This is a genomic window from Paenibacillus chibensis, from assembly GCF_004001045.1.
Taxonomy (GTDB): domain Bacteria; phylum Bacillota; class Bacilli; order Paenibacillales; family Paenibacillaceae; genus Paenibacillus_AQ; species Paenibacillus_AQ chibensis.
Window position 1 is genome coordinate 31565 of sequence record NZ_BIMK01000022.1, and the last position, 12181, is coordinate 43745.

The window sequence follows — 12181 nt, forward strand, 5'->3', positions numbered from 1 at the left end:
GCGTGAAGACCAGGGAACATTATGAGGGTACCATGATTTCTTGGATGGAGGGAAAATGATGCCGATTACACTTGATTTGCGCCAGGCCATTATTCACAAGGTGCATGGAAGCAATGACGCCGATCTGCGCGGAATGATCGAAGGCTCGGTGGACGGACCGGAGCAGGCTCTGCCCGGGCTTGGCGTTATTTTTGAAATGATCTGGAAGAACATAGATAAGGCGAAGCAGGACGAATTGGTCCATATCGTGCAGGAACATCTGAAAACCATTACGCCGGGTCCCTTAACTTAACAACGTCCAGGTAGACGAAAAACCCTCCGCGAAAGCCGCGGGGGTTTTTTGATGATGCGAAGTTGGCGACGACTTATGGAGCGGTATCCAGGAACTTCGCGTTCGGGAACTTCTCCATGGCGGTGCGCATCGCATATTCGTTTTCGAACAGGACGACGTAGTTGCCCTTCTTATCCGTGACCAAGGTCGAGTTAATCCGGAATTTGCTTGCATCGATATCCTTGTCGATAATCCAGCGCGCAAACTGGTACGGCATCCGCTGAAGCTGGACGTCGACGCCGTATTCACCCTTCATCCGGTATTCGAATACCTCGAATTGGAGCTGACCGACCACGCCGAGAATCGTATCCTCGAAGCTGACGGTGCGGAATACCTGAATGGTCCCCTCCTCGGTCAGCTGGTCGATCCCTTTCTGATACTGCTTGTGCTTAAGCGCGTTTTTCACGGTCACCTTGGCGAAAATCTCCGGCGAGAACGTCGGCAGCTCATCGAACACCACTTCGCTGCCCTGGCTGAGCGAATCCCCGATCCGGAAAATCCCCGGGTCAAACAGACCGATAATATCGCCGGGATATGCCTCTTCGACGATATCGCGGTCCTGCGCCAGAAACTGCTGCGGCTGAGACAGCTTGATATCCTTGCCCGCACGGACATGCTTGACGCTCATGCCGCGCTGGAATTTGCCCGATACGATCCGCATGAATGCGATCCGGTCGCGGTGAGCCGGGTTCATGTTCGCTTGAATTTTGAATACGTATCCGGCGAACTTTTCATCCGATGGCTCAATCACCCCTGCGGTGCTGCTGCGTGGCTGCGGCTTCGGTGCCAGCTGCAGGAAGTTCTCCAGGAAGGTCTGCACGCCGAAGTTGTTGATGGCACTGCCGAAGAATACCGGCGTCAATTCGCCTTTCAGTACCTTTTCCATGTCAAAAGGGTCACCCGCAACGTCCAGGAGCTCCAAATCCTGGCACAGCTGATCATGCAAATACTCTCCGGCCATCTCACGAATGATCGGATCGTTGTAGTCCTCAACCTTCTGCACTTTAATCGTGGAGTGGTCATTGCCTTGGAACAGCTCCACCTGGTTTTTCATGCGGTCATACACGCCGCACAAATCACGGCCGGTACCGATAGGCCAGTTCATAGGCACCGAGCGGATCCCGAGCACCTGCTCAAGCTCTTCCATCAGTTCAAAGGGGTTGCGCCCTTCACGGTCGAGTTTATTGATAAATGTAAAAATCGGAATTCCGCGCTTCGCGCACACCTGGAACAGCTTGATGGTCTGCGCCTCGACGCCTTTGGCCACGTCGATCAGCATGACCGCGCTGTCTGCCGCGGTCAAGGTCCGGTACGTGTCCTCACTGAAGTCTTGGTGGCCCGGTGTATCCAGAATGTTAATCCGATGTCCCATATAGTCAAACTGCATCACGGAAGACGTTACCGAAATCCCCCGCTGTTTTTCGATTTCCATCCAGTCACTGGTTGCATGCTTGCTGGCTTTACGGGCTTTGACGGTACCGGCTAACCGGATGGCGCCCCCGAACAGCAGCAGCTTTTCTGTCAATGTTGTTTTACCCGCATCCGGGTGGGAAATGATCGCGAAGGTTCTTCGCTTATCGACTTCCTGCTGCAAGGCCTGATTGATCGCTTTGCTCATTTCACTATTCCCTTCATCACTAAAGTCATGTCTATTATTGTACCACATTCCATACGCAAATCACCCCCATGCAGGAACTGCATGAGGATGATTATTTTTTCTTATTCAAATGTATGGATCGGATGGGTTATTTGTTCAACTGCCACACGACGTTGTCTTCATCCTGTCCGTTGACAGGCCACCAGTGGAAGCCATCCTCTGCAAGCAGCTGATCCGCTTCCTTCGGACCCCAGGAGCCCGCCGGATAATGGCAAGGGCCTTCGGCGTCCTGTCTCCATGCTTCTGCGATGCGGTCAACGAAGGACCACGCCGAGGCAACCTCATCCCACCGCGTAAAGTAGGTCGAATCACCGCGTGCCGCATCATGCAGCAGCCGCTCGTATGCTTCCGGGGAATTGATGCCAACCATACAGCTTTGGCAGAAATCCATCGCCAGCGGCTCGATCTCGGATTCCGAGCCCGGCTTCTTGGCATTGATTTTCACGTAAATGCCTTCCATCGGGTTGACCCGGATGACCAGCAGGTTCGGCTCCAGCTTGTGCTTTTGACCGAGATAGACGTTATTCGGCATGCCTTGGAACTCCACGACAATCTCTGTCGTCTTGACCGGAAGGCGCTTGCCCGTACGAATGTAGAACGGAACCCCCGCCCAGCGGAAGTTGTCCACGAATACGCGCGCCATGAAATAAGTTTCCGTATTGGAGTTCGGATCCACCTTGTCTTCATCGCGGTAAGCGGGTAAATCGCGGCCACGCGAACTTCCCTGTACGTACTGACCGCGCACGACATTCTTCTTCACTTCATCACCGTTAGCGTATGGACGAAGCGAGCGGAGTACTTTTACCTTCTCGTCCCGGATATCCTCCGGAAGCAGGCGGCTAGGCGGCTCCATGGCGACCATGGTGAGCATTTGCAGCATATGGTTTTGCCCCATGTCGCGCAGCGCTCCGGCATGATCATAGTATCCGCCGCGCTCTTCGACCCCGACGGTCTCGCCGAGCGTAATTTGAATGTTGGCGATATGCTTGTTGTTCCATAGCGGCTCGAAAAAAGCATTGGCGAAACGGATCACTTCGATGTTCTGCACCATTTCCTTGCCCAGGTAATGGTCGATCCGGTAAATCTCCTCTTCCTTGAACACCTGGCGAATCTGTTCATTCAGCTCTTCAGCCGACTTCAGATCGTAGCCGAACGGCTTCTCGATAACGAGCCGCTGCCAGCCCCCGGCATCCAGCATGCCGCCCTCTTTCAGGTTGAAGGACACGCTGCCGAACAGCTCGGGCGCAAGCGCCAGATAGAACATGCGGTTGCCCGGAATGTGGAATTTCTCTTCCAAAGCCTGCGTCTGTTCATGCAGCTCGCGGAAACCGTCCACATTGTTGATATCCAAAGATTTATATTCAAAATGCTGCGCAAAAGCCTGAAATTCTTCGTTCTTCTCCGTCTTGTAACGGCAAAATTCCTGGATGGAATGGAAGATATCCTCACGGAATTCATCCTGGGTGCGCGGGCGGCGCGCTACGCCGACCACGGCAAAATCTTCAGCCAGTTTTCCTTCGCGGTACAGGCTATAGATTGCCGGGAACAGCTTGCGTTTTGCCAGGTCCCCCGTAGCTCCAAAAATAAAAAATACAGCGCCTGGTGTTTGCAGCGTTTCTAAACTTTGATTTTCAGCCATGGCCCTCATTCTTTCCTATGTAGTATAGTGTATTTTTTTATACAAAATGCCTGCACTCCTACAGGCTTTTCGAGACAATGTTAAAAATGATGTTACGTCATTTTAGCATATTCATGAAAATGATGCCATCCGTTTTCTTACAAAAACACTCCGATATTATGCCCATAAGATTAAAAAAGTATCCGGCATTCAGTACTCGATCGTAATGACCGGAAGCCCAATGGTGACGCGGTTTTCCCCGGTTGTCTCATCCTCGTGCACAGCCACCTGCATGTTCAGCCAGGTGCTTCCGCTTCTAATGCGGGATGTCAGGGATGGCACCTGATACGCATTGCTCACCGTCGTTGCATCCTGATAGGTTTCCATAGGGACGGCATCCATTGTGCGCTCAAGGCTCCCTTCAATACGATCCATCAGGGCAGCGGGGTCCTCTTCTTTATTACCCAATCCCTGCAAAGATGCATTCCATTTCGCATCAATTCCCGCAGCTCGCATTTTCGTGCCGCATTCCTTTTGCAGGTCGGACAGGTTAGCCCACTCTGAAGGGCTTCCGGCTTCCAGCTGGATGATGATATAGCTCTGCTCGGCGCTGATTTCCTGCCAGTTGAAGCGGATGCCCACTTTGTTTTTTTCATCAAGAACGCGATAGGTCGTATGACCGTTTTCCATCCGTTCGGAGACAGGCGGCAGCTCCAGCGACTGGCTAAGCTTCTGGGCAGCGGCTTTGGCGTCATCGGTCCCGCTTCCATCCCATTCGCCCTGCCATTTCACCACGACCTTCAACGGCTGGTCAACCGTCTGCTGCCCGAGATCCAGCAAGGCATGCAGCTCATCTGCCTCCTTGGCTTCCGCTTGAGTCATGCCATTCCAAAAATTCCCCCACATGAATCCCAATACGGTAATGCACAACAGGCCAAAACCCACCAGCTTTGCAGTCGCCTTCATCGCCTTCCATCCCCTTAATCTGTAAACTATGATTCTACTAAAAAGGATGTCCGACTTCAGAGACTTTTATACTTATCCATGGATGCGGATAAATGGGTGAATAACCATAGCGCCGTGGCCTAGGTGTGAATACATTGTAATAAAAATAGTAGAGGGAGGATTGACCCTTTCATGATCCCTGTATATCCCCTTTCAACCGAAAATATTTTGCAGCATCGCGGTAAAATGGTTCTCGCCTGCACGTACGACGGAAGGACCTACATCGGCAGGCTGACACACTGCAAGGATGGTCACATCATATTGGATGGTGAGGAAGAAACGGCGCTGCATGCAGCCAATGTCAAAACAAACAAGAAGCGTCCGCAAGCCTCCAAAAATAAAAAATCAGATTCTAAAGCCCATATTCGCGCTTTTTACCCCGGTTACGGATACGGGTATGGTTACCGGCCTTATGGCTATGGATACGGTGCCGGACTCGCCTTAAGCCTGGGTCTGCTTGCCCTGCTCTTCTTGATCTAAATAAAAAATGCACCCCCTGCTCCGCCAAGTACCTTCACGGTGCCTTGAACGATGCTGGCAAGGGTGCATTTTTTACTTTTATGAAAAACAGATATTCAACTTTATTCCGCAAGGCCATTTTTATAAGCATAAATCGCAGCCTGCGTCCGGTCATCTACGCCGAGCTTGGCGAGAATGTTCGTGACATGAAACTTGACGGTTTTAATGCCGATGATCAGATCGTCGGCGATCTCCTGATTCGATTTGCCCTGCGCGAGAAGCCGCAGCACATCCATTTCCCGTTCAGTCAGTTCCTTATGAGCCGGCGCCTCCGTCTCGGGATGACGGAATCGGTTCATCATTTTGGATGCAACCTGGGATTCCAGGACGGACTGCCCCCGCGCCGCTGCGCGTATCGCTTCCGCAATTTCGCTGGCTCTGGACGTTTTCAGCAGGTAGCTGAACGCCCCGGCTTCAATGACCGGATACATTTTTTCGTCATCCAGATAGCTGGTCAGCACGATGACTTTGCAATCCGGATACAGCTTCAGCAGCTGCCTGGTCGCTTCGATACCATCCATGCCTTCCATGACCAGGTCCATCAGCACGACATCCGGCTTATATTCACGCGCCAGGCGGATTCCCTCTTCGCCGCTGCCCGCCTCACCTACGACCTCGATTCCGTCCTCCGTGCCAAGCACAGCCGCGAGTCCGATGCGAACCATTTCGTGATCATCCACGAGCAGAACTTTAATTTCCGGCTTTTCCAGCTCCTCCATATTCCTCATCCCCTCCTTTATCTTCATTTACGATCGGAATTGTAATTTCGATTCGGGTTCCTTTGCCGGGAGCCGTGATGAATTGAATCGAACCGCCGATTTCATTCACCCGTTCCTGCATATTGGAAAGGCCGTAAGAGGCCTGCTTTTTCTCATCCAGCTCGAATCCCTGGCCGTCATCCCGCATCATCACCCATACGGTGTCCTGCTTTTGGTGAATGCGAATCTCCATCTTCTCCGCTTTGGCATGCCGCAGCGTGTTGGACATCGCTTCCTGGATGATCCGGAACAGGTGATTCTCGATTCCCTTCATCAGGTGAATGCCTTCATCCATCTCAAACACGATATCCATCGGTACTTTTACCTTAAGCTCTTTAACCAGCTCTTTCAAGCCCTGCTCCAGCGGTTTGCCTTCCAGGTATACCGGCCGGAGATGGAGAAGGAGCGCTCTCATCTCCGACTGCGCCACGGCAGCCATCTCCTCGATCAAGGCCACCTGCCGCTGCGCCTTATCAAAATCCTTGGCGAGCGTCCGTCCGACGGCCGTTGCCGTCATCGAAATCGCAAACAGCTGCTGCGAGACCGCATCATGCAGCTCGCGAGCCAAACGTTGGCGTTCCTCGACGATCGCCGATACTCTTGCCTGCTCGGCAAGCTGAGCATTGTTGGTGGACAAGCGCTGAAGCGAGGTCACCTGCTCCTCCCACTTTTTGCTGATCCGTCCCAGCTGCTCACCGAGCCGCCCTACTTCATCCACGCCAAGCTCGGGAACATCCCGGGTTAAATTCCCCTTCTCCCAGGAAAGCAGCGTATCCCGGAGCAGCTCCAGCCTTCTTTTCGTGCGGTAGCTTTGATAAAATCCGTACACGGCCCCGATCCCCACCGGGACGAGAACCAGCGTCGTCACTGCCTGCACCACCCTTGTCCAGGAGTCGAATGGAGCCAAATAACCATATGTATACATAACGTAAAAAATGATCAGCAGCAAAACAAAAGAAAGAAGGGCTCCCTCGCCCATGCTCCGGGAGACCATATTCACCGGCTTCTTTGACTTCATGCGGGGACCCCCTTTTCCTAAGATATGTGTATGTCCAAGTCTCCAATCAGATACGAAACGATAAATTTCACTTTTTGATCGCTGGTGTCGTAGTTGGGCGACTTCCAGTTGAGCCGATTCATCATGCCGTTGTCGCGGTTTCCTCTGAAATCGATGGAGCCGAACAGCACGAACGCCTCAATCTCCACGCCGTAATATTCCGGGATTTGCAGATCCATATCCCCCATGATTCCCTGAAACATCATTACCGTTTGACGATCTTCCGGTATTGCCAGCGACAGGTCAAGATCCGCCTCCCCCAGCACATGCCATACGCTCATGCTGCGCATGACCCAAGGCTGCTGATCCCAGTCAAAATGCGACGAAAAGTTCTGTTTCTGTAGGAAGCCTTCCTTCGGCTGAACCTTTTTGGCTTTGATAAAAAAGAATCCAAGCGATAAGAGCGCGATGCCGAGCACCATCATCAAATGATCCAGCAGCAGCAGAATGGCGCCGACTGCCAGCAGCCGATAGCCCCGTTTCACCTTGCCTCCGCGGATTGTATAAATACCCATCAACAAAAACAGGAGTGCGACGATGGTAAAAAAGCCGTCCCACTTGCCGACCAGCATGAGAAGGCCAACGCCGATGAGTATAAGTGCAATAACGCGATTTCTTTTTTCCATGCCGCACCTCCTCGTGATTGTCAGTTTATCGTATATCGTAAAGGTTCGAAAAGCCATATGGTGCAGCTAGCGCACCAATATGGCTCTCCTCTTTTTAGATCGACTGAACAAAAGAATTCGCTCTTTATTCACTTTTCATAGCATATCATACTGCCCTATCTTGTGAATACTTATTCTTTCGTTGTTTTTGCGGCACTGCTGGTAGGATTCATTTTGCTTTTGAGAGCGTTAAGCTGCTCTTCCACTTTCAGTTGCTTTTCAGCGTCTACCGGACTTGTGAATGTGCTCGCTGCCGGACGGTAAGGAGCACGCATCACATCAGCTTCAGCTTCCAGCTGCATGATTTTTTCCTCCATGCGGTGGAATCCAAGGGATGCACTGCCGCTTTCGATCGTATGCAGGCTGTTGATTTGGGACATCTGCTTCTTGGCCTTCGCCATTTGAGCACGTGTAACGAGCTCATTGCGTTTGTTGCGCATTTTGTAGAATTCGTCCTTCATGTCATGCAGCTGCTGTACCAGTTCTTTCGCCTGGGTTTCGGACTGCGCATGCAGATCGCGGTATTCGGTAATCTTTTGATCGAAGTAGATTTTTTCTTCCAGAAGCTTGCGTGCCACTTCCTCCTGACCGTTCTTCAGAGCCAGCTCGGCTTGAGCCTCGCGCTGTACGGACATTTTCTCCGCTTCCTCCACACGCTGCTTCATGCGGCGCTCGTTGGCCATTTGTTTCGCAACGGTCACCTCAGCCTCGTGAATTTCAGCCTCCATATCGCGGAGGTATTGATTCAACATGACAATCGGATCCTCTACTTTATCCAGCAATTCATTTACCGACGCCTTCGTCATATCTTTCAGTCTTTTAAATACTCCCATGTTTTACACTTCTCCCTTCTCGTATTTGGACAATTTTTTCTTCAAGTCTTCCAGTTCTTTCTTCATAGCCTTTTTCTCGATATCCTCCATCATGGCGTCCAGATTGGACGCTTGGGAAGAGAAGCTTCCGGCAGGTCTGCTGCCAAAAGACGGATCGTTATATTTGCTTCTTGGATCAAAGGATGGGCCTCCATAGCCACCGTTTCCGCCATTTCCGCCATAGTAACCACCATTGCCGGGCTGACCGCCGTAGTAGCCGCCTGCTCCATAACCAGGTCCCGGTCCATACGGATTGTATGGAGGTACCGGTTCTTTCGGTACGACCAGGGAAGCGATGAAATAAATGAACAGCGTCGTTCCACTCGTCAAGAAAATCGAGATGATGAACAGCACCCGCAGCAGCGTGGAATCCATGCCTATCGTCTCCGACAGTCCGCCGCAAAGTCCTGTAACCTTTCGATCCCGCGCCGAACGGTAGAGTTTACTCATATGGTTACTCCTTTCCGCTGTTGTTCAGCTTTTGTTTCAACCGGGCCATTTCTTTCTCCAGAATGCCGGAGACCGTTTCGCTGGCCTGGTCTAAGTACTGTTGACCCATACGGCGCAGATCACGCAAGCTTTGAGCTTCAAGTTCCCAATCGGAAATCCGGTCTTCGAGGCGATTGAACATTTTTGGTACATCCTGCCCGCTTCCATAGCCGTCCATCCGTTGGTTCATGCGCTGCTGAAGCCGTAGCGTCTCCATGCGCGCCGCATAGTATTGACGTTTGTTGTATACCGTCTGATACTCCATTTTAAGGTCGTTCAGCTGGCTTTCCAGATCAATCAGGGATCTTTTCGTCGTGTCCAGCAGTTCGCTGTACTGCTCCAGCTTTTCTTCATAAATGATCTTTTCCTGCAGAGCCAGCTTGGCGAGATGATCCTCTCCGGCCTTCAAGGCCAGCAGCGCTTGCTCTTCACGCTTGTTTTTCATCGATTCGGCCTGATCCACCTGCTGCTTCAGCTGTCTCATATGTGCCGTGGACTGCTGTACAAGCTTTTCGGCTTCGACGATGTCGTCCCGCGTGGTTGCCAGGAACTGATCGATCAGCCGTACCGGATCCTGACTTTGTTCCAAACGTTCATTTAAATTAGCTGCGGTGATATCCCGCACCCGACGGAAAACACTCATCTTGTATAGCCCCTCCTTATTCGTTTTTTTCTTGTTAGACGTTATTTATGTTAGTAGGAATTTCTTTTTCCCTTCAGGAGGGAAATTCCGAAGATCACCAGCGCGATGCCGAGCAGCGGTCCGATGAACCAGGACAGTTTAGCCAGCAGGGACAAAACACCAAACGCGAGGATGATGGTCCCGATGAGCGTTCTGCCTCTGCGGATTCCGTAATAGCCTAGGGCGATCATCAGAATCGGGAAGAGCAGACCGAGCAGCTTGCCAAACAGTGGGGCGAACAATCCGAAAAGCATCAGGGCCCCGATAACGATCAATACGATGGCTGTTCCGTTATTGCGGTTTTTCATACATTTCTCACTTCCTTTCATTGCATCAACCTTATGTCTTTATTTTAGGTGGTTCGGCCCTTTTCCAAAACAGACCGCAGACGGTTTTTGATCCTAGACCTTAGACGGGGTACGTTTCAGACCTAAGGCTATCCGTGATTATTCCCTATGTGCAGGTCCCCGCCGTTATGATGGTCTGACGCAAAATAACCCCGCAAAACGGGGCATTACTTCGATGTCTTTCAAGTACCGGACCCTTCTTAAAGGTCAAAAAAGAGCGCCCTGCGGACTTCAGGCGCTCTTGTACATGCTGATATCATATTATAGCCGCGAATCATGCTTAGCTTATGCTTATACTTTTGCTTGAACGCTTTCTGCCGGAACCGCCGTGCTTTTGCCATGATGCTTGACCAGGGAGATGAACAGCAGCGCAAGCAGCATGCCGGACGAAGCATAGATGAACATCGAGCCGTACCCGAACTGGTCAATGATCAGACCCAGCAGCGGAGGCGAAGCGATGGCTGCAAGCGAGGATACCAGGTAATACAGTCCCGTCCTCGTTCCGATGCTTGTTTCACTGCCGATGGATACGACAAACGGGTAGGAATTGATGTTGATCAAAGCCCAGCACATGCCGCCCAAGGCGAGAAGAATTCGGAGCACCAGCACCGTCTTGGCCAGCGGAATGACCGCAAATACAAGAAACAATCCGATAACGCCCGAAATTATGATTTTACGTTTGCCGTACTTGTTGCCGAGCCAACCGCTCGGGAGCGCAAACAGCACGAAGAACAAGGAAAAGAAGGTCAGTGAGAATCCAGCGTCCTGCTCGGTTAATCCCATATGGTGCTTGCCGTATAAAGTGAACATAGCCTCGACCCCCTGATAGGACACAAACCAAAAGAAAATCGCAATGAGGAGCAGGACGGTCGTACGGTCCAATTCCCCTCTCAGCTTGATCTTAGGCTGCTTTTCCGTATGAACAGGGACGATGACGTCTCTTTTCTCCTTAATGTAACGCACTAATATGAACAAGCAAATTAACGTGATCACCGCTGCTGCCACAAAAGGGAAGGCCGGATTCGCTCCATACAGCGTTGAACCGACTCCGAAAGCCAAAATACCGCCGAAGCCACCCATGAAATTAATAATCCCGTTTGCCTTCGTTCGTTGGTGATCGGGCGTGATATCCGGCATCAAGGCGACCGTAGGTGATCGGTATATGCTCATGGACAGATTCATCAGCATCATGAAAAGAACTAATGTAATAAAGGTTGTATGTAATGGAATCAAAATGACAAATACTGCGGCGAGGGGCATCCCGATCAACATAAACGGCATCCGTTTGCCAAAGCGGGTATTCGTTCTATCGCTCAGGTTACCGATCCAGGGCTGCAAAAATAAAGCAAAATAATTATCGATCGTCATCATAAAACCGATGAGTGAAACTTTATGGATATAATGATCCAGAAAAAAGGGCACAAACGCGTTATACAGCGCCCAAGTGATGCTAATACTGAAAAAACCGAATCCTAGCAGCCATGTTTTTTTCACGAAGGATGAACCTCCATTCCGGTCGGATCGAGAATTTCATAACGTTTATTCATTGTTAACAGTATTTGAAGCGCTTCCAAACCATGTTTCTTTAAAACTCGACGTGCTCTCCAGCTGCAGGCTGTCGCGTCATGTACATCCAATTGGCTACCCCCATTCGGCAATTTGATTTTTCTATATTATACAATAAGTTTATGCACCTATTGTTCAACAATTTTCAAAGCCGCATCAACGGAATGTAAATTATTCTAACAGATTGTGTACGAAATACGGAGCTTTACATCACACAAAAAAGCTCATTATCTGAGTGTTCAGATAATGAGCTTTTCGATTCATCAATGCTGGTGAAGGGACTTGAACCCCCACTCCGTCGCCGGAAGCGGATTTTGAGTCCGCCGCGTCTGCCATTCCGCCACACCAGCAAGTGAAAAATATACGCGCCCTAAGAGATTCGAACTCCTGACCTTTTGATTCGTAGTCAAACGCTCTATCCAGCTGAGCTAAGGGCGCATGTTTAGTTGTAATGGAGGCGCCACCCAGATTCGAACTGGGGATAAAGCTTTTGCAGAGCTGTGCCTTACCACTTGGCTATGGCGCCATAAAAGTTTGGAGCGGACGACGGGAATCGAACCCGCGACCCTCGCCTTGGCAAGGCGATGCTCTACCGCTGAGCCACGTCCGCATAAC

The 12181-nt window shown here is 51.0% G+C and carries 13 protein-coding genes and 4 tRNA genes; 2 read left to right on the forward strand and 15 right to left on the reverse strand.

Features of this window, described 5'->3' with window-relative positions; genetic code table 11:
• The first annotated feature begins 58 nt into the window (after nt 1-58).
• On the forward strand, nt 59-292 hold the full coding sequence (gene sspI / locus PCH05_RS17520; protein WP_127604190.1) for a small acid-soluble spore protein SspI: 234 nt from the start codon (nt 59-61) through the stop codon (nt 290-292).
• Between the two features lie 73 nt (nt 293-365).
• Here sspI and PCH05_RS17525 read toward each other — a convergent pair whose 3' ends face one another.
• The 3 genes from PCH05_RS17525 to PCH05_RS17535 form a co-directional block, all read right to left on the reverse strand.
• Nucleotides 366-1949, reverse strand: a complete 1584-nt coding sequence (locus PCH05_RS17525; RefSeq protein ID WP_127604192.1) for a peptide chain release factor 3 — start codon at nt 1947-1949, stop codon at nt 366-368.
• Between the two features lie 127 nt (nt 1950-2076).
• Entirely contained in the window at nt 2077-3627 is a 1551-nt protein-coding gene (gene zwf, locus PCH05_RS17530; protein ID WP_127604194.1) for a glucose-6-phosphate dehydrogenase, read from the reverse strand.
• Between the two features lie 189 nt (nt 3628-3816).
• The gene (locus tag PCH05_RS17535; protein WP_127604196.1) at nt 3817-4572 is read right to left on the reverse strand and encodes a YwmB family TATA-box binding protein; all 756 of its coding nucleotides are present in this window, start codon (nt 4570-4572) and stop codon (nt 3817-3819) included.
• A 171-nt stretch (nt 4573-4743) separates the two neighbouring features.
• On the opposite strand from PCH05_RS17535, the gene PCH05_RS17540 reads away from it, so the two are divergent.
• Nucleotides 4744-5091 (forward strand): hypothetical protein, encoded by a 348-nt coding sequence (locus tag PCH05_RS17540; protein WP_127604198.1) that lies wholly within the window; start codon nt 4744-4746, stop codon nt 5089-5091.
• Nucleotides 5092-5192: 101 nt separating this feature from the next.
• On the opposite strand, the gene PCH05_RS17545 is transcribed toward PCH05_RS17540, so the two are convergent.
• The 12 genes from PCH05_RS17545 to PCH05_RS17600 all read right to left on the reverse strand — a co-directional run bounded on the left by PCH05_RS17545 (nt 5193) and on the right by PCH05_RS17600 (nt 12176).
• Nucleotides 5193-5849, reverse strand: coding sequence for a response regulator transcription factor (locus tag PCH05_RS17545; RefSeq protein WP_174806276.1), 657 nt, complete (start codon nt 5847-5849; stop codon nt 5193-5195).
• The gene (locus PCH05_RS17550) at nt 5821-6906 is read right to left on the reverse strand and encodes a sensor histidine kinase (protein WP_127604200.1); all 1086 of its coding nucleotides are present in this window, start codon (nt 6904-6906) and stop codon (nt 5821-5823) included. The genes PCH05_RS17545 and PCH05_RS17550 overlap by 29 nt, the downstream gene beginning before the upstream one ends.
• Before the next feature lie 17 nt (nt 6907-6923).
• Nucleotides 6924-7571, reverse strand: coding sequence for a cell wall-active antibiotics response protein LiaF (gene liaF / locus PCH05_RS17555; protein WP_127604202.1), 648 nt, complete (start codon nt 7569-7571; stop codon nt 6924-6926).
• Between the two features lie 170 nt (nt 7572-7741).
• A complete protein-coding gene (locus PCH05_RS17560; protein WP_127604204.1) occupies nt 7742-8443 on the reverse strand; it encodes a PspA/IM30 family protein in 702 nt (233 codons plus the stop codon).
• A 3-nt stretch (nt 8444-8446) separates the two neighbouring features.
• A complete protein-coding gene (locus PCH05_RS17565; protein WP_127604206.1) occupies nt 8447-8932 on the reverse strand; it encodes a PspC domain-containing protein in 486 nt (161 codons plus the stop codon).
• 4 nt (nt 8933-8936) lie between these two features.
• On the reverse strand, nt 8937-9614 hold the full coding sequence (locus PCH05_RS17570; protein WP_127604208.1) for a PspA/IM30 family protein: 678 nt from the start codon (nt 9612-9614) through the stop codon (nt 8937-8939).
• 50 nt (nt 9615-9664) lie between these two features.
• Nucleotides 9665-9961 (reverse strand): LiaF transmembrane domain-containing protein, encoded by a 297-nt coding sequence (locus PCH05_RS17575; RefSeq protein ID WP_127604210.1) that lies wholly within the window; start codon nt 9959-9961, stop codon nt 9665-9667.
• 330 nt (nt 9962-10291) lie between these two features.
• Entirely contained in the window at nt 10292-11494 is a 1203-nt protein-coding gene (locus PCH05_RS17580) for an SLC45 family MFS transporter (RefSeq protein WP_127604212.1), read from the reverse strand.
• 339 nt (nt 11495-11833) lie between these two features.
• Nucleotides 11834-11916, reverse strand: a tRNA-Leu gene (locus PCH05_RS17585).
• A gap of 14 nt (nt 11917-11930) precedes the next feature.
• Nucleotides 11931-12004 (reverse strand) — tRNA-Arg (locus PCH05_RS17590).
• Between the two features lie 14 nt (nt 12005-12018).
• A tRNA-Cys gene (locus tag PCH05_RS17595) sits at nt 12019-12092 on the reverse strand.
• Between the two features lie 9 nt (nt 12093-12101).
• A tRNA-Gly gene (locus PCH05_RS17600) sits at nt 12102-12176 on the reverse strand.
• Nucleotides 12177-12181 lie beyond the last annotated feature (5 nt).